Annotated in this window: 4 protein-coding genes; all 4 read right to left on the bottom strand. The window is 70.7% G+C overall.

Annotated elements, in window-relative coordinates; genetic code table 11:
• Nucleotides 1–23 precede the first annotated feature (23 nt).
• The 4 genes from ACWD4G_RS27800 to ACWD4G_RS27785 are packed head-to-tail and all read right to left on the bottom strand — an operon-like array spanning nucleotide 24 to nucleotide 19,355.
• Nucleotides 24–3,953 (bottom strand): amino acid adenylation domain-containing protein, encoded by a 3,930-nt coding sequence (locus ACWD4G_RS27800; protein ID WP_451298015.1) that lies wholly within the window; start codon nucleotides 3,951–3,953, stop codon nucleotides 24–26.
• Nucleotides 3,854–7,975 (bottom strand): amino acid adenylation domain-containing protein, encoded by a 4,122-nt coding sequence (locus tag ACWD4G_RS27795; RefSeq protein ID WP_451298013.1) that lies wholly within the window; start codon nucleotides 7,973–7,975, stop codon nucleotides 3,854–3,856. The genes ACWD4G_RS27800 and ACWD4G_RS27795 overlap by 100 nt, the downstream gene beginning before the upstream one ends.
• A complete protein-coding gene (locus tag ACWD4G_RS27790) occupies nucleotides 7,972–11,400 on the bottom strand; it encodes an amino acid adenylation domain-containing protein (protein WP_451298011.1) in 3,429 nt (1,142 codons plus the stop codon). The genes ACWD4G_RS27795 and ACWD4G_RS27790 overlap by 4 nt, the downstream gene beginning before the upstream one ends.
• Nucleotides 11,397–19,355, bottom strand: coding sequence for an amino acid adenylation domain-containing protein (locus ACWD4G_RS27785; protein WP_451298053.1), 7,959 nt, complete (start codon nucleotides 19,353–19,355; stop codon nucleotides 11,397–11,399). Before ACWD4G_RS27785 ends, ACWD4G_RS27790 begins: the two co-directional genes overlap by 4 nt.
• Nucleotides 19,356–19,664 lie beyond the last annotated feature (309 nt).

The following is a 19,664-nucleotide window of genomic DNA, read 5'->3' as shown; positions in this document are numbered from 1 at the left end:
GCGCCTCGGGCTGCGATTCTGCGTCATACCTGGCCTTCGTCGTCGGAGTGGCTGATCGTCTTTCGCCGGGCTCGGGAGAGCCGCCGCAGGCTGCCGTCCCGGAGCCGGGAACCGAGCTGCTCACGCTGGTGGCGCTCCCCGGCCACGAGTTCGGCGTCGAGCCCGGAAACCCGCGTCCCGGGGTCCTCGACGACACGCCGCAGCACGGTCTCCAGCTGTGCCAACAGCACCCGCACCGTCGCCGCGTCGAAGAGGTCGGCGTCGTACTGCGCGGACAGCACGAGTCCTTCCGCCGTACGGGCCGTGCGCAGGTTGAGATCGACCTGGGCCCAGTCCCGCTGGATGTCGAGGAGTTCCACGTCCAGACCGGGGAGTTCGGCCGCCCGCTGCGGCACGTTCTGGAACACGAGCTTGACCTGCACGACCGGCGCGTGCGCGAGGCGGCGCGCCGGGCGCACGGCCTCGACCAGCCGGTCGAAGGGCATGTCCTGGTGCGCGTACGCCTCCAGGGTGTTCTCCCGTACCCGCCCGAGGAGTTCCCGGAAGCCCGGGTCGCCCGACAGGTCGGTGCGCAGCACGACCTGATTGACGAAGAAGCCGATCAGGTCCTCCAGTTCGACGTCCGGCCGCCCGGCGACATCCGTTCCGACGACGATGTCGTCCGAACCCGCGTGGTGGCGCAGGACCACGTCGAACGCCGCGAGCAGCACCATGAACAGCGTGCCGTCCTCGTCCCGGGCGAGGCCTTGGACCCGCTCGACGAGGTCGACGGGCAGCACCCGGCGGGATGTGGCCCCACGGTGCCCCTGCTCAGCGGGCCGGGGACGGCCCGGAAGCAGGTCCAGCAGCTCCGGCGCGCCTTCGAGCCGCGTCGCCCAGTAGCGTGCGAGCCCGGCCAGCCGATCGGCGTCCAGGACGTCGCGCTGCCATGCGGCGAAGTCCGCGTACTGCACCTTCAACGTCGGCAGTGACGACGGCACGCCGTCGCGGAACGCCCCGTACAGGCTCCACAGTTCGTGCACCAGCACTTCCATCGACCAGGCGTCCCCCGCGATGTGGTGGACGACCAGCAGAGCGACGTGCTCGGTGGCGGAGACCCGCACGAGCAGGGCACGCAGCAGCGGTCCGGACGACAGGTCGAACGGGCGCGCGGTGTGTGCCGCGAGCACCGCGTCCAGCCCTTCCCGGTCCGCCGGGCCGAGCTCGACCCTGACGATCTCCGGGTCGAGCCTCGGGTGGATGACCTGGGCGGGTTCGCCGTCCACCACGTCGAAGGTCGTGCGCAGGGTCTCGTGCCGGCGCACGACCTCCCGCAGGGCCCGCTCCAGCACCTCCGGGTCCAGCTCGCCGGTGATCCTGGCAGCGGCGGCGATGTTGTAGGCGGAACTGCCCGGTTCGAGCTGATCGACGAACCACAGCCGCTGCTGGGCGAAGGAGGGGCGCACCACGTCGCCGGTCCGCTCCAGCGGAACCAGAGGTGTCGCCGCCCCCGGCGCCGTGTCACCACCGACGGCCACGACCCGGGCCAGGCGCGCCACGGTCGGCGCCTCGAACAGCGCACGGACGGAGAGGTCGACGCCCAGCGCGCGCCTGATCCGGGCCATGACCTGAACCGCCAGCAGCGAATCGCCGAGGTCGAAGAAGTTGTCGTCGACCGTGACCTCGTCCCGGCCCAGCACCTGGGCCCAGATCTGGCACAGCAGTTCCTCGACGGTGTCGCGGGGGGCGCTCGCCCCCCTCTCGTCGTCCTCGGCCGACGCGGCGCCGGGAGCGGGCAGCGCCAGCCGGTCGAGCTTGCCACTGGTGGTGAGGGGGAGACGGTCGAGGAGGACGAGCCGTGTGGGGCGCAGGGCCGGGGGCAGCCGGTCGCGCAGGAACTGCCGTACCCCGGCGGTCTCGGGCCGGTTCTCGCCCTCGCCCACGAGGTAGGCCGTGAGTACCGGGTCGGGTCCGTCCTCGGACACCGTGACGACGGCCTGCCCTATCCCCGGGCACCGCCTGAGCACGGCCTCGATCTCTCCGGGCTCGACCCGATGCCCACGGATCTTCAGCTGGCCGTCGAGCCGTCCGAGGAGCTGGATGTCTCCGCCCGGCAGCAGACAGGCCAGGTCACCGGTGCGGTAGAGCCGGCTCCCGGGAGCCCCGAACGGGTCGGGGGCGAAGGCCTCGGCGGTCTGCGCCGGAGCGCCCAGATAACCCCGGGCGAGTCCCGTGCCGCCGACGCACAACTCCCCGGGAACGCCGATCGGGGCCGGCTCGCCGTGGTGGTCGAGCACATAGGCGCGGGTGTTCCACAGGGGCCGGCCGATCGGTACGTTGCCCGCCCCGGCGGGCCGGCCGCCGGGCACGTACCAGGTGGCGTCCCACACCTCCGACGTGCCGTAGAGGTTGTACAGCACCGCGTGCGGCATCCGCTGCCGGAACCGCTCGGCGAGGTCGCTCGGCAGGGTCTCGCCGCTGCTCACCCAGAAGACGAGGTCGGGCAGTTCGATCGCGGCCTCGTCACAGGTGTCGAGCAGGGCGCGCAGCAGAGTCGGCACGAGCCACAGCCGCGACACCCGGTGCTTCGCCAGCGCTGCCGTGAAGCGCGGCAGGTCCACGACCTCCCAGTCGGGGACGATGACGGTGGGCACGCCCTTGAGCAGCGGTCCGAGCAGTTCCCACAGCGCGTCGATGAAGCCGAGGCTGGTGCGTTGGCAGGCGACCTCTCCCGGGACGAAGGGATGCGTCCGCCACATCCACAGCAGCCGGTTGACGATCTGCCCGTGCCGTCCGGCGACGCCCTTGGGACGACCGGTGGAGCCCGAGGTGAACAGGATGTACGCCAGTTGCTCGGGGTGCGCCGGCACGTGGACGCGCGGTCCGTCCGGGACCCGCGCCTCGTTCGCCGGCACGTCCGGCGCGATCACCTCGGCGGCGCCCGCGGACAGCCCGGCGGGCGGCTCCCCGCTCGCGAGCAGCACGGTCGGCCGGGCCTCCTCGATCATCAGGGCGAGCCGTGCCGCGGGGTAGGCAGGGTCCAGGGGCAGGTACACGCCGCCCGCCTTCAGGACCGCCAGCAGACATACGGCCAGAGGGACGGAACGCTCGACGTACACGCCGACGACGCGTTCCGGCCCGACGCCGGCCGCTTGCAGGCGGCGGGCCAGCCGGTCCGCCCGTAGATCGAGTTCCCGGTAGGTGATCTCGTCCTCGCCGCAGCGGAACGCGACGGCGTCCGGGGTCCGGTCGGTCTGCTCGTGGAAGAGCCGTACCAGGTCCGGGTCCTCGCCCAGGTCGGCTTCTGTGTCGTTGAACCGGCCAAGGAGTTCCCGGTGCGCGGCCCGCGACGACAGTGTGAGCCGGTCGTAACGGCTCTCGGCGTCCTCGGCCATCGCCGTCAGGACGTCCGTGTAGTACCGGCCGATCCCCGCAACCTGCTCGTCCGTCAACTGGGCGGCGTCATAGGTCAGTTCCAGTTGCAGGCGAGAGGTACGGTGGCTGACGCTGAACTCGGTCCACAGGGTGAAGTTGGTGTCGTCGAAGGTGTCGGCGCCCAGCAACCGCAGACCGTCCAGCTCCGCGAGCGCGTCGTAGACATGGAAGTTGACGAAGTTGAAGGCCGTCTCGAACCAGCGGCCGCCCTTTCGCTCGGCGCGCAGCCGGGACGCCGGGTAACGGCGGAACGGCACGATGTCCCGTTCGGCCCGGAACACCTGGCGCACGAGCTGTGTCCAGGTACCGCCCCTGAGCTCCTCCACCACGGGTACGACGTTGAGGAACAGGCCGAGCGCGCGCTCACCGTCGTGGCCCTCGGTCCGCCCGTTGACCACCATGCCAGTGGCCGTCGACGTCTTTCCCGACAGGAGGTTCATCACCCGCAGGTGGCCGGCGAACAGCACGCTCTTGACCGGAACCCCGGTGCGCCGGGCGAGGTCGCGCAGCCCGGCACCGGTCGTCGCGTCGATCTCCACCGGATGGACCCGGCGGACCGGCCCGGTTCGGTCCAGCGGGGCAGCGGGGTGAAGTCGGCGTCGGCCAGTTCTTCGGCCCAGAAGGACCGCGCCTCGGCGGAATCCAGGGTCTCCCGTTCCAGGGCCACGAAGTCCCGGAAGGCGCTCGCCGGGGCCACCGACGCGTGCGCGCCCGGATGGTCCAGCAGCGTCACATAGGTACGGAAGAGTTCGGTCAGCAGCGAGGCGAGGCTCCAGCCGTCCAGGATGACGTTGTGGCAGCTCAGCGAGAAGTGGAAGCTGTCCTCGTCCCGCAGATGCACCTGACAGCGCAGCAGCGGCGGAGTCTCCCAGGAGAACGGCCGGACCCGCTCGGCCCGCGCCCACTCCCGGACGGCCTCTTCCCGCAGGCGCTCGTCGGTTCCGCGCAGGTCCTCGACCTCAAGAGGGACGTGCGCCGAGCGGTGCACGAGTTGCAGGGGCTCCCGGAACCCGGCCCGGTGCACGGAGGTGCGCAGCACCGGGTGGCGGGCGACGAGCAGATCCAGCGCGCTCTCCAGCGCGGCGCGGTCGAAACGGCCGGCGAGGTGGTAGCTGAACACATCGTGGTAGATGGCGAAACTGTCGTCGAACTCCGCGTCGAAGACCATGCCCGCCTGGAGGGCGGACAGCGGATAGGCGTCCTCGACCTCCTCCGGGACCCGGGCCCGGTCCTCCGCGTGGATCAGGGCGAACGGCGCCGGGGACGGGATGTCCTCCACCGTGCCGGTGCCTCCGGAAGCCAGCGCGTGGGCCAGCTCGCGGACGGTCTGGTGGTCGAAGAGCTGCTGCAGGGCGGGGGTGAGTCCTTCGGCGCGCAGCCGCGACAGCACCTGGACACTGCGGATCGAGTCCCCGCCGAGGGAGAAGAAGTTGTCGTCGATGCCGACCCGCTCCTGGCCGAGCACTTCGGACCACGCCATGGCCAGCAGCCGCTCCGTGGCGGTGCGGGGCGCGGTGTACCGGTCGGCCCGCGGCCGGGTGTGATCGGGTGCGGGAAGGGCCGACCGGTCCAGCTTGCCGCTGGCGGTCAGGGGCAGTTCGTCGAGAGGCACGAGGACGGTCGGGACGAGATGCTCGGGAAGTCGACGGCGCAGCCAGTCCCGCAACTCGTCGGCGGGCGGGGTCGCGGTGTCCGCCGCGGGGAGGACGTAGCCGACGAGGGTGCGGTGGCCGTCGGCCGCCTCGGCCACTGTCACGACCGCCTGGCCGACCCCCGGATGACCGGCGAGGGCCGTTTCCGTCTCGCCCGGCTCTATCCGGAAGCCGCGGATCTTCACCTGCCGGTCGACCCGGTCCAGATACTCGATGGTGCCGTCGGAGCGGTGGCGTGCCCGGTCACCGGTGCGGTAGAGGCGGGCGCCCGGCCGGTCGGAGAACGGGTCGGGGACGAACCGGTCCGCTGTCAGACCGGGCCGGTCCAGATAGCCCCGGGCCAGTCCGGCGCCGCCGATGTACAGCTCGCCCGGCACTCCGACCGGGACCGGGGCGAGCCACGCGTCGAGCAGATGGATGCGGGTGTTGGCGATCGGCCGGCCGATCGGTACGCCGCCGCCGACCGCCTGGGGGTCGCACTCCCAGGCGGTGACGTCGATGGACGCCTCCGTCGGGCCGTAGAGGTTGTGCAGTCGCGCGTCGAGACGCTCGGCGAACCGGGTCACCAGGTGCGCCGGCAGGGCCTCGCCGCTGCACATGACATGACGCAGGCTGCCGCAGGCATCGAGGTGCGGCTCCTCCAGGAAGGGGCCGAGCATCGAGGGGACGAAGTGCAGCACCGTGACGCCTTCGCGGCGTACCAGATCCACGATGTAACCCGGTTCCCGGTGCCGGCCCGGCTCCGCGAGAACGACGCAGGCGCCGGTGAGCAGCGGCCAGAAGAACTCCCATACGGAGACGTCGAACGTGAAGGGCGTCTTCTGCAGGACGCGGTCGTCCGGGCCGATGTCGTACGTCCGCTGCATCCAGGCCAGCCGGTTCCTCAGGCCCTCATGGGTGCTGAGCACGCCCTTGGGCGCCCCGGTCGACCCGGAGGTGTAGATGACGTACGCGAGGTCCTCCCCCCTGAGGTCCTCGACCGGGGGAAGGGCCTGTCCGTCCGCCGTACGCTCCCAGCCGGGCGTGAGCGGGACGCTCGCGGTGACGGCGGAGAACACCTCGGCCAGGGCGCCCGGACGGACCACCACCGCCGCCGCCCGCGCATCGGCGGTCAGCAGGGTGAGTCGTTCCTGCGGATAGTCGGGGTCGAGGGGCAGATAGGCGGCTCCGGCCCGCTGCACCGCCACCAGGGTGACCACCAGGTCCACCGAGCGTTCCAGGCAGACGCCGACCACCGCGCCACGCCGTACGCCCCGTTCCCGCAGCCACCGCGCGAGCCGTCCGGCCCGCTCGTCGAGTTCGCGGTACGTCAGCCGCCCGTCGGGCGCGATCACGGCCTGGGCGTGCGGCGTGGCGGCGGCCTGCCGGGCGATCTGCTCAGGGACGTGGCCGAGGGGGCCCCAGTCGGTCGCGGTGTCGTTCCAGTTCCGTACGACGTCGGCGTGTTCGGTGGGCGGCAGGATGCCGAGCCGGGCGACGGCCACGTCGGGGGTGGCCACGACGCCCCGCAACAGGTGGAGGTAGTGCTCGGTCAGCCGGTCGATCCGGTCGGCGTCGAACCGGTCCTCCGAATACTCCACCGCTCCATTGATGCTGCCGTCCGGGGCCTCCGTCAGCGACAGGGTCAGGTCGAACTTGGCGGTGTTGTTGTCGATGGGGAGTTGCTGCAGGCGCAGGCCGGGCAGTTCGACCGGGGGGACCGGGGCGTTCTGGAGGATGAACATCACTTGGAACAGTGGGGTCCGGCTGGGGTCGCGGACCGGGCGCAGTTCCTCCACCAGCCGCTCGAAGGGCAGTTCCTGGTGTTCGTAGGCGTTGAGTGTCACTTCGCGGATGTCGCGGAGCAGTTCCCGGAACGACGCGTTTGCCGTTATCTGTGAGCGCAGGACCAGTGTGTTGACGAAGAACCCGATGAGTCCTTCGGTCTCCGCCCGTGAGCGTCCCGCCACCGGGGTCCCGACGCAGATGTCGTTCTGGCCGGAGTACCGCGACAGCAGCACTTTGAACGCGGACAGCAGCACCATGAACGGTGTCGCCCGCTCCTGCTGCCCCACCTCCCGCAAAGCAGCCGTCAGTTCGGCGTCGACGACGAAGGAACGGCGCCGGCCTCGCCGCGTCGGCCGGGCGGGAGCGGGGCGGTCCGCGGGCAGGTCGAGCAGATCGGGTGCGTCGGCCAACTGCCGGCGCCAGTAGGTCAGATGGTGTTCGGCTGCCTCGCCTCGCAGATGGTCGCGCTGCCACACCGCGTAGTCCGCGTACTGGACCGGCAGCTCCGGCAGCGGGTCCGTACGGCCTTCGGCGAACGCCCCGTACAACGCTGTCAGCTCCCCGACCAGCACGCCCAACGACCAGCCGTCGGAGACGATGTGGTGCATCGTCACCAGCAGCACGTGCTCCAACTCGCCCAGCCGCAGCAGCACCGCCCGGAACAGCGGGCCTTGCTCCAGGTCGAACGGACGGCGCGCCTCCCGCACGGCCCGCTCACGGGCCACCGCCTGCGGATCTCCCTCCCCCGACAGGTCCACCACCGGCAACCCGAACCCGGCGGCATCCCCCACCACCTGAACCGGTTCACCACCACCCGACTCGAACACCGTCCGCAACACCTCATGCCGCGTGAGCAGTCGGTCGAGGGCCGCCTCCAGTGCGGTGACGTCCAGCCGGCCGGCCATGTGCACGGCCTCGTACACGTTGTAGTGCGGGGTGCCCGGTTCGAGTTCGTCGAGGAACCACAGGCGCTGCTGCGCGAACGACAGCGGGGCCTTCCCGGAGTCGGACCGGCGCACGATGGCTTGCGCCGGTGCCGTGCCGCGCTGCCGCATGAGCCGTTCCAGCAGGGCCCGCCGGGCGGGGGAGAGCTGCTGGATGCGCTCGTCGACGTCCCTGGATGTGTCACCTGTACGCGTCATGAACGGGACGGCCTTTCCTCACGCAGTATCTGTTCGACCTCCGCGTCGCTCAGGTTCTCCACCTGATCGAGGAGGGACGCGAGGCGCTCCTCCTCAGTGGGGGCGGCGGCCAGTTCGCGCTCCACCCGCCGGGCCAGTCCGGCTACGGTGTCGGACTCGAAGACCGCCCGCAGCGGCAGCTCCACCTTCAGGGCCTGCCGTACCCTGGCGACGATCCGGGTGGCGAGCAGCGAATGGCCCCCCAGGTCGAAGAAGCTGTCCTCCACGCCCACGCGCTCGGCATCGAGCAACTCGGTCCAGATGTCCGCCAGGACGTGCTCGACCTCGGTGCGCGGCGCCACGTACTCCCGGATCTCCGCACCGCTGTCCGGGCCCGGCAGCGCGGACCGGTCCACCTTGCCGTTCGCGTTGAGCGGGAAGGCCTCCAGCAGCGTGAAGTTGCTGGGCTGCATGTAGTCCGGCAGCGTCTCCCGCAGGGCCTCGCGCAGTCGCCGTATCAGCGCGCTCGCGTCCTGTTCGACGACGGCCGGGTCGTGCGGGACCACATAGGCGGCCAGCCGCTTGTCACCGGACGCGGCGGCGAACGCGGTCACCAGCGCCTCCCGCACCGCCGGATGGCGTTCCAGGGCTGTCTCGATCTCGCCCGGTTCCACCCGGAAACCGCGGACCTTGATGAGGTTGTCCGTCCGGCCCAGGAACTCGATGGAACCGTCGGGGCGCAACCGGACCCGGTCCCGGGTCCGGTAGAGCCTGCGACCGGGCTCGGGGGAGAACGGGTCGGGCACGAAGACCTCTGCGGTCCGGACGGGATCCGCGAGATAGCCGCGGCCGACTCCGACGCCGCCGAGGTACAGCTCACCGGGCACACCGATCGGCAGCGGGGACAGCCGCCGGTCCAGTACGTAGGCGCGCATCTCGCCGATGGGCCGGCCGATCGACACGATCGGCAGCGCGGGGTCGACGTCCTGTGGCCCGTGCAACGGGTGATGGCACTGATCGTCCGAGCACTCGGTCGACCCGTAGGTGTTGAGCAGTGGGATGTCCGGATACAGCGCGAACCAGTCCGTGCACAGCGCGGGCATGAGTGCGTCACCGGTGGGTACCGCCCAGCGCAGCGCGGTCAGGGCGGGCCGGGCGTCGCCCGCGGAGCGCGCCTCGTCGATCAGCCCGCGCAGGACGGACGGCACCGCCTGGAGGACGGTGACCTCCCGGCGGTCCAACTCGGCCAGGAGCCGGGCCGGGTCGTGTGCCGTCTCGTCCTCGAAGATCTCGACCCGGCCGCCCAGCGTGAGCGCCGCCAGGAACTGCCAGACCGAGACGTCGAAGCTCTGCGGGCCGTTCTGGGCGAGGACGTCCTTCTCGGTCATGCCGAGGTCGCGGATCTTCGCCCGGATGTGGTTGAGCATGCCGGCGTGCTCCAGCATGGCGCCCTTCGGGGTGCCCGTGGAGCCGGAGGTGAACAGCACATAGGCGAGGCTGCCCGGCGAGGCGACGACCGGCAGATCGTCCTCGGGACCGGGCCGGTCCGACAGCAGGTCCAGCCGCAGGGCGCGCGGTCCGCCTCCGGCGGCGTCACCGGCCAGGGCCTCGGCCAGGAGCGTCTCGTACCTTCGGGCGGTGAGCACCAGCGGACTGCCGCTGCGCCGGATCACCTGGCCCAGCCGGCTCGGCGGCTGCTCGGGGTCGAGGGGCAGGAAGGCCCCACCCGCCTTGAGCACCGCGAGGATGGCGACCAGGTAGTCGATGTTCCGGTCGGCGAGCAGGGCGACCAGTGTCTCCTGGCCGACGCCTTCGCCGCGCAGCGTATGGGCGAGCCGGTTGGCCCGCCGGTTCAGCTCGCCGTAGGTGACGCGGTCCGCACCGCACACGGCGGCGATCCGCTCGGGGTGGAGCGATGCCCGCCGCGCGATCAGCTCGTGGGTCGGCCGGTCGAGTGGCTCTCCCGTGCCGGTGCGGTTCCACCGCACCAGGATCCGCTCGTGCTCTTCGGCCGTGAGAACAGGCAGGCGGTCGAGCGGCGCGTCCGGATCGGCGACGATCGCCTCCAGCAGGACCCGGTAGTGATCGGCGAGCCGGGCCATGGTGGCCTCGTCGAAGAGGTCCGTCCGGTACTCCAACACGGCGGCCATGCCCTCCGGCCGCTCGGTCAGCTCGAACGTGATGTCGTAGTTGGCGGTGTTGTTGTCGATGGGGAGTTGCTGCAGGCGCAGGCCGGGCAGTTCGACCGGGGGGACCGGGGCGTTCTGGAGGATGAACATGACCTGGAACAGTGGGGTCCGGCTGGGGTCGCGGACCGGGCGCAGTTCCTCCACCAGCCGCTCGAAGGGCAGTTCCTGGTGTTCGTAGGCGTTGAGTGTCACTTCGCGGATGTCGCGGAGCAGTTCCCGGAACGACGCGTTTGCCGGTATCTGTGAACGCAGGACCAGTGTGTTGACGAAGAACCCGATGAGTCCTTCGGTCTCCGCCCGTGAGCGTCCCGCCACCGGGGTCCCGACGCAGATGTCGTTCTGGCCGGAGTACCGCGACAGCAGCACTTTGAACGCGGACAGCAGCACCATGAACGGTGTCGCCCGCTCCTGCTGCCCCACCTCCCGCAAAGCAGCCGTCACAGCGGGGGGCAGAGTGAAGGTGTACTGGGCGCCGTCGGGGGTGTACCGGCCGGGACGGGGGCGGTCCAGCGGGAGGTCGAGCAGATCGGGTGCGTCGGCCAACTGCCGGCGCCAGTAGGTCAGATGGTGTTCGGCTGCCTCGCCTCGCAGATGGTCGCGCTGCCACACGGCGTAGTCCGCGTACTGGACCGGCAGCTCCGGCAGCGGGTCCGTACGGCCTTCGGCGAACGCCCCGTACAACGCTGTCAGCTCCCCGACCAGCACGCCCAATGACCAGCCGTCGGAGACGATGTGGTGCATCGTCACCAGCAGCACGTGCTCCAACTCGCCCAGCCGCAGCAGCACCGCCCGGAACAGCGGGCCTTGCTCCAGGTCGAACGGACGGCGCGCCTCCCGCACGGCCCGCTCACGGGCCACCGCCTCCGGATCTCCCTCCCCCGACAGATCCACCACCGGCAACCCGAACCCGGCGGCATCCCCCACCACCTGAACCGGTTCACCACCACCCGACTCGAACACCGTCCGCAACACCTCATGCCGCGTGAGCAGTCGGGTCAGGCTGCGCTCCAGCAGTTCCGCGTCGACGTGCCCGGTCAGCCGCAGGGCGAAGTGGATGTTGAGAGCCGCGCTGTCGGGGTCGTACTGCTGCATGAACCACAGGCGCTGCTGCGCGAACGACAGCGCCGCGGGGGCATCCCCCGTCCGCCGGGGAATGCGCCGGTCCCGGGGTGCTCCCGCGTCCACCAGAGCCTTCAGCAGCAGCGCCCGCTTCGCCGACGACAGGCCGTCGACCCGGGCCATCCTGTCCTCGTTCACTTGGTCTCGCCCTCGTTGTCGGTGAGCCGGTGCGCCCCGGCCTCCTGGAGCAGTCGCTGCGCCTCGGCGTCGTCCATGTCCTCGAGCGCTCGCATGACGGAGTCGAAACGGCTGTCCGCGGAGGTGTCGAGCAACTCCTTCTCCACCGCCGCGGCGAGATCGGCCACGGTCGGCGCGATCAGCAGATCCCGCACCCCGACCTCGACCCCCAGACGCTCCTGTATTCGGCCGACCAACCGGATCGCCATGAGTGAATTGCCGCCCAGGTCCAGGAAGTTGTCCTCGATCCCGATCTCCGAGCGGCCCAGTGCCTCACACCACAGGTCGTGCAGCACCTGCTCGACAGGTGTGCCCGGCCTGGTCGTGCCCATGGGCTCCGGCTCCGCGACCGCCTCGGTCCGCAGGGCGTTCCGGTCGATCTTTCCGCTCTGTGTCGTGGGCAGCCGGTCCACCAGCGCGTACGCGGAAGGGACCATGTGCTCGGGCAACCGAGCGGCACAGAACCTGCGCAGATCCCTGCTGTCGGGTGCGGCCCCCTGTGTCCCCACGGATTCGGGCGCGCTCTGCGGCACCAGGAAGGCGACCAACCGGGGGGCTCCGTCCGGACCTGGCTGAGCCACGACCGCGGTCTGCCGGTATCCCGGGTGCTGCTCAAGCACCGCCTCCACCTCGCCCGGTTCGACGCGCATACCGCGGATCTTCACCTGGTGGTCGGCTCGTCCGAGGACATCGATCGTGCCGTCGAGGCGGTACCGGGCGAGGTCACCCGTGCGGTACATACGGGCACCCGGTTCCGCTGCGAACGGATCGGGCAGGAACCGTTCGGCCGTCGCCGCCCCGGTGGCGTAGCCCCTCGCCAGCCCCCGGCCTCCGATGTACAGCTCCCCGGTCGCTCCGAGCGGGGCGATCCGCAGGCCGGCGTCGAGCACATAGGCCCGGTTGCCCGCGATGGGGCGCCCAGCGGGCACGGTGGGGCTTCCCGGCGGCAGTTCACGGCAGTCGTACGCCGTCGCGTCGGCGGACACCTCGGTCGATCCGTAGAGATTGAGCAGTACGGCGTCCGGGAGCACCGCGGCGAAACGGCGCACCAGGTCGGCCGAGGCAGCCTCACCGCTTGTCACCACCCGGTGCAGGGCCGGCAGCGCACGGTCGCCGCGGCCTAGGGCGTCGAGCAGCGCCCGCAGCAGCGCGGGCACCACCACCAGCCGGCTCACCCGGTGTTCCCGCAGAGCGCGCAACAGGCTCCGCGGATCACGCACCACCTGGTCGGACAGGACCACGGTGGACGCACCACTGGTCAGCGGCGCGAACAGCTCCCACACCGAGTCGACGAACCCGATGGCCGTCTTCTGGCAGCAGACCTCTCCCGGCCGCAGCGGATGCTCCCGCCACATCCAGGCGATGCGGTTGGACGTGGCAGCGTGGGTGCCGACCACCGCCTTGGGCCGGCCCGTCGAACCCGAGGTGAACATCACGTAGGCGGCGCTGTCCGCATGCGGCTGCGGCGTCGGCCCCAGGTCCTCGGCGGACCGGATCACCGGCGAGTCGTCGTCCAGGGACACCACACGTACCCGCGTGCCCGGACCGGGCAACCGGTCGGCGGTTCGTCGTTCGGTCAGGACCACGGAAGCCCCCGACTCCTCGATCATGAACGCCAGCCGCTCGGAGGGGCTGTCCGGGGACAGCGGCAGATACGCCCCGCCGGCCTTGAGCACACCGAGGACGGCGACGAACAACCGGGCCGATCGCTCGAGATGGACACCGACCACGGTCTCCGGGGCGACGCCCAGCCCCCGCAGCCGGCCGGCGAGCCGGTCGGCCCGTTCGTTCAGCTCGCCATAGGTCAGCGTGCCCTCGTCGTCGGTCACGCACAGCGCGTCCGGGCTCTGCGCGGCCCGCTCCTCGAAGGCAAGGTGCAGCAGCGGCTGGGCCACAGGCGCGGCGGCGATGTCGTTCAGGGTGTCGAGCACCAGCTCCCGCTGCTCCGCGGAGTGCAGGGGCAGCTGAGCGACGCGGGCGTCCGGCCGCTCCGTGACACCGCGCAGCAGCACCAGCAGATGTTCGGCCCAGGCGGCCACCACGGCCTCGTCGAAGAGGTCGGTGCTGTAGGTGAACTCCAGCCGCAGAGTCTGCCCCACCGTGACGACATTGAGCTCGAGGTCGAACTGCGCGTGCCGGACGGGGAAGGCGAGATGTTCGACGCTCAGCCCGTCCAACTCGGGTACGGCGAACGCCCGGTCGAGGTTGAACAGCACGTCGACGAGTGGTGCCCGCGCCGGATCCATCGGCGCCCCCACCTTCTCCACCAGGGACGCGAAGGGAAGGTCCTGGTGCTCGAAGTCGTCCAGGAGATCACCCTTGGCGCTGGTCAGCAGATCGCTGAACCGGCTGTCGCCGGTCACGGTGAAGCGGGGGGCCAGGAAGTTCACACAGTGGCCGATCACGCGTCCCGTCCCCGGTGCGGTACGCCCGCTGACGGGCACGCCGACCATCAGATCGGTCTGCCCGGTCAGCCGGTGCAGCAGAGCCGCGTACGCCGAGATCAGCAGCATGAACGGCGTGGCTCCCTGCTCGGCCGCCACGCCGCGCAGACGCTCCACGAGGTCGGCGTCCACCTCGGCGACGTGCCGCGCCCCGGCGTACGTCTTCGCCGCGGGCCGCACCGATCGCGTGGGCAGCTCCAGCGTGGGCAACGGCCCCTGGAGCCGCGCCAGCCAGTGACCCTCCGCCGCTTCCAGGCCCGTGTCCACCGGTGGGGCGTCCCCGTCGGCCGCGCCCCCCTCGCCGTGCTGACGGAAGGGAACCGGGGGTGGCAACGCCGGTGTCTCGGCCCGGCAGACCGCCGAATACATGGCGGCCAGTTCCTCCAACAGCAGTCCCATGGAGATGCCGTCGGCGACGATGTGGTGCGCGCACATGTGCAGCAGGTGGGACGTCTCGCCGAGCGGCACGACGGCCAGCCGGATCAGGGGGCCGGTCGCGAGGTCGAAGGGCCGCTCCGCCTCCGCGGTCACCAGCCGGACGGCGGCGCTCTCGTCCTGTTCACCCCCGGAGGGCAGCGGCAGCACCGTCACCTCGGCACGGGTCACGGGGAGTACCTCCTGGTACTCCCCACCGGAGTGGAACACGGTCCGCAGTGCCTCGTGCCGGTCCACGACCCGGGCGAACGCGTCACGGAGAGCACCGAGGTCGAGGTCGCCCGTCAACCGCAGCAGCGAATTCTGGTGGTAGGCGGCTGACGCCTCGGGACTGATGTTCGCCAGCGTCCACAGGTTGCGTTGAGCGGGGGTGAGAGGGAAGCGGACGGGCGCCGCCCTCCCGGCCGACTCCGCGACGGGCTCCTTGGCGGGCTCTGTGACGGGAACCGGCGCGGACGCGGCCACGGGCCGGTCCTCGCTGTCGCGCGGAAGCAGACCCGCCTCGGTCATCAGCCGGGCACTGGTCAGCACCGCCGCCGCGATCCGCTCCACGTCCTCGTCCGTGTGGGCGGCGGACAGGAAGGCGTTGTGCCCCTCCCGGATGTGGATCCCCTGGTCGACCAGGTGGTAGTAGAGCATGTGGATGTCGTGCTGCGACGTGAACCGGAACAGCGAACTGAAGGTGACCATCCGGATCGGGACGCCGTCCGCCTCCAGTCCCTCGTTGACGACGCGGGCGAACCGCTCGGTGCGCCGGTTCAGGTCCCGTTGCAGCCCCGGTCCCTGACGGTCGAGCTCGGTCAGCACGGCCAGCGCCGAGGCCATCGCCAGCGGATGCTTGCAGAAGGTGCCCGCGAAGAACGTGGTGGGAGCGGCCGGGTAGGAACCGTCGCCGTAGTGCCATAGGCCACCGTCGACCGCGTCGAGGATGGCGGCACGCCCCGCGACCGCGCCGATCGGCAGCCCGCCGCCCAGCACCTTTCCGTAGACGGCGAGGTCGGCCTTGACCCCGAACCACGCCTGGGCGCCCCCGGGGTGGGAGCGGAAACCGGTGATGATCTCGTCGAAGACGAGCGCGGCACCCGCCTCGGTGGTCAGCCTCCGCAGCTCCCGGAGGAACTCCCTCGGCTGTACGTCGGGGCGACGGCTCTGGACCGGTTCGACCAGGACGGCGGCCAGTTCGTGACGGTGCGCCCGGAGCTTCTCCAAGGATTCCGGCCGGTCGTAGTCGAGGACGATGAGGTCGTCGACCATGTGCTGCGACACGCCCGGAGCCAGGGGCGCGGTGCCGGCGACGAGCCGCTGCTGGCGGCCGAGCGTTCCGTCGAACGTGCCGTGGTAGGACCCGGCGAACATCGCGATCTTGGTACGGCCGGTCGCGGCCCGGGCCAGCCGCAGCGCGTGCATCACCGCCTCACTGCCCGAGTTGCAGAACACGACGCGCTCGGTGCCGGTGAGCCCACAGGTGAGTTCGGCGACCCGGCCCGCGACGTCGGACTGGGCGCCCAGGTGGACGCCTTTCTCCAACTGCCCCATGACGGCCTGGGTGACGAACGACGGCGAGTGGCCGAACAGGTTGACGCCGAAGCCCATGACCACGTCGACGTACTCGTTGCCGTCGACGTCCCACAGCCGCGAACCGGCGGACCGCTCGGCGACGATCGGATACACCATCTCCTTGATGGACATCCGGAAGTTCGACAGGACCCGGTTGTCGTTGTCCGCGAGCGAACGACGGTAACGCTGGGCGCTCTGCTTGGACCCCTGGGTCCGGGTGGTGTACCGCGTGACGAACTCATCGAGGTACTGGTCCTGCGGGCCCTCGTCGTCGGTCACGACCGTGATCGGCCGGTAAGGCACGAACACGCGGTCGGACGGCGCGCCCGCGGGTGCCTGCGCGGCCGGTTCGTCCCGTACCGCCGTGTCCGGCTCACCGGGCGCCTGGTCCGGCACCACGACCGGCGTCCGGTCGGGCAGGGACTGGGCGATATGGGCGGCGATGGCGTCGACGGTGTTCAAGTCGTCCATCAACTGACGGACCTTCAGCCGTACGCCGTAGGTGTTCTCCGCGACCGCCACTGCCTCCAGCATCGCCATGGAGTCCAGGCCCAGATCGAGCAGCGGGGTGCCGCTCTCCACCTCTTCCGCGGGCATGCCCAGCAACTGCCCGATGAGTGACCGCAGATGATCGCCGATCGCCCGCGCACTGTCCTTGGCCCCGAGGGGCGCCGACCCGGTCCCGGCGATGTCGGACACCACCACCGACGGCGCACTCGCCGGCGGCGGCTGCACCCCCCGCGCCGAAGGCGGAGCGGGTTCGTTCATCACGGCCGGAGCGATGGCCTGGGGCGGAGCGGGTTCGCTCACCACGGCCGGAGCGACGGCCTGGGGCGCGGTGCGCCGGTCGATCCAGTACCGCTGGCGCTCGAAGGGGTAGCTGGGCACGGTGACGCGGCGCGGGGCACTGGCGGCGTGCACGGCGTCCCAGTCGACCGGCACGCCCTCGACGTACAGGCCGCCCAGCGCGGCGAGCACGGCGCCCCACTGCCCCTGCGGACCGTCCAGGCTCGCCAGCCAGCAGGCGTCGGCCCGCAGGGTGCGGCCCAGCTTGCTGAGCACCGCGGCCGGGCCGATCTCCAGGAAAACCGTGCAGCCCGCCTCGGCCAGCGCGTCCACCCCCCGGGTGAACTGCACGGGCTCGCGCATGTGCCGCACCCAGTGCTCCGTGTTCGGAACGTCCCCGGGAGCCAGCGGGGCACCGTCGACCGTCGACACCAGCGGCACGGTCGGCGACGTGTAGGCGATGCCGGCCAGGGCCTCGGCGAAAGACGCGGCGGCGGACTCGACCAACGGTGAGTGGGAGACGGGAGTACCCGGCAGCTCCCGCGTCTGCAGGCCGTCCTGCTCAAGCCGATCCAGCACCTCGCGGACGTTGTGCGCCTCACCCGCGACAACGGTGTTCGCCGGCCCGTTCACGGCGGCGACGGAGACCCTGTCCGCGTGGTCGGCCAGGGCCGCGCGGACGGTGTCGGCGTCGGCGAAGACCGTCGCCATCAGGCCGTCCGGCATGTCCTCCGCCATGACGCGGCCACGCGCCGCGGCGAGCGTGATGCCGTCCCGGAGGCTGAACACACCGGCCACACAGGCGGCCACGCATTCGCCGAGACTGTGTCCCAGCACCGCGGTCGGCCGGATTCCGTAGGCCATCCACATCTGCGCCAGGGAGTATTCGACCGCGAACAGCACCGGCTGACCGATCCTGGTGTCGGTCAGCTGTCCGCTCAGCGGGTCGTCCTGGTCCAGGTACCGGTGCACCGGGGCGTCCAAGTGGGGGCGCAGCAGCTCGGCGCACTCGTCGAGGGCGGATCGGAAGGCCGGCTCCGCGTCGTAGAGTTCGCGGGCCGTGCCCGGGGCCAGGAAACCCTGACCGGTGAAGACGAAGGCGACCGAGGGGGGTGAGGCGGTCGCCTCACCTGTCGTCAGCCCCGCAGGGCTCTCGCCGCGCGCGTACCGCTCCAGCGCGTCGGCCAGCGCCGGGGCCGTCCCCCCGGACACGGCGAGCCGGTGCCGGAAGCGGCGCCGTGAGACGGCGGCCGTCCAGCTGTAGTCGGCCAGCGACGTCTGCGGGTGTCCCCGCAGATGGGCGGCGTGGCGCCCGGCGAAGGTGCGCAGGGCCTCCTCGGACCGGGCCGAGACGGTGAGCAGCTCGGCGGGGCGCTGGACGGTCACAGGGGAGCGGGGGACCCGCGGGGCCTCTTCGAGGACGACGTGCGCGTTGGTCCCGCCGATGCCGAACGAGCTGACGCCCGCGCGGCGGGGTGTGCCGGTGTCCGGCCAGTCGCGCAGCTCCGTGTTGACGTAGAAGGGACTGTTCGCGAAGTCGATCCCGGGGTTCGGGCTCTCGAAATGAAGACTCGCCGGTACCTGCTTGTGGTGGAGGATGAGCGCTGTCTTGATCAGCCCGGCCACGCCGGCCGCCACGTTGAGATGGCCGATATTGGTCTTGATCGAACCTATACCACAATAATTCTTCTCGTTCGTGTCCGCTCGGAACGCCTGAGTCAGTGCCTCGATCTCGATGGGATCGCCGAGCTCTGTCGCGGTGCCATGCGTTTCGACGTAGCCGATGGTGTCCGCCGTAACATCCGCAAACGCCAGAGCGCCGGCCACTACGGCTGCCTGGGCCTCGACACTGGGGGCGGTGTAACTCACCTTGGCGCTCGCGTCGTTGTTGACGAACGAGCCCTTGATTACGGAATAGATACGGTCACCGTCGCGCACCGCGGCGTCCAGGGGCTTGAGCACGACGGCGCCCACCCCATTGCTGAACACGGTGCCGCGGGCGTCCCGGTCGAACGCCCTGCAGTGCCCGTCTGGCGAGAAGATGGCGTCTTCCTGGTAGATGTAGCCCGTCTTCTGATACGCCTGGAGAGACACACCGCCGGCGATCGCCACGTCACTCTGCCCCGACAGCAGACTCTGGCAGGCGAGATGGACGGCCACCAGCGAGGTCGAGCACGCCGTCTGGACGGTGATCGCCTCACCGGACAGGTTCAGCTTGAAGGACACCCGTGTCGCCAGATAGTCCTTCTCATTGCCCACCAGTCCCTGATAACTCCGCAGTTGGGTGTTGGCGCCGCCGTTGACCAAGGACATCAAATAGGTGTTGCTGGCCGATCCCGCATAAATGGAGACGTTGCCGTCGAACGACGTCAGGTCACTGCCCGAGTTCTCCATCGCGGCCCAGACGGTTTCCAGGAACACCCGGTGCTGTGGGTCCATCATTTCTGCTTCGGAGCGCGATATACCGAAGAACGGGGCGTCGAACTTATCCACGTCCGGCACAATTCCAGCGGCAGGTACGAAACGCGGGTTGTCGGCGTCGACGGGGAAGAACGCAGAGTCTTCCAGCTCATCGGGGGCGAAGAAAGAAATACTCTCCTCGCCGCTTCTGAGATTTTCCCAGAACTGATCGAGATCGGAGGCGCCCGGGCACCGGATGGCCATCCCGACGATGGCTATGTCGGACGAGTTCACTTCCACAGCGGTCTCCCGGCTGGCAAAAGGGGTCCATGATGAGACGGATTGCCTGGTGGCAACGACCGAAATGTCGCGGTCGGCCCTGTCGACGAGGTCGCCGAACAGCGCCGAGGCGCACTCGTGCGGCCCGGCGTCGAAAGGACGGAGAACGTCCTGACGTCGGGCGGAGTGATCAGCAGGCCGCCGAGGACATCGGCAGGGCCCAGCGTGCGAGATTACGAGCGACTGGGAACGAGCAGCCGCTCGTAGTACCCGGCTGAGTACGCCTACGGCCGCTTGGTACTGCCCAATGGACAGTCAACTGAA

It is taken from the genome of Streptomyces sp. NPDC002643, assembly GCF_053592555.1.
The sequence above is the reverse complement of the archived record's forward strand: the minus strand, read 5'-3'. Positions and strand labels throughout refer to the sequence as shown.

Excerpts from the sequence above, each read along its gene's own strand:
- ACWD4G_RS27795 (WP_451298013.1), bottom strand. The coding sequence starts at position 7,975 with ATGACGCGTACAGGTGACACATCCAGGGACGTCGACGAGCGCATCCAG.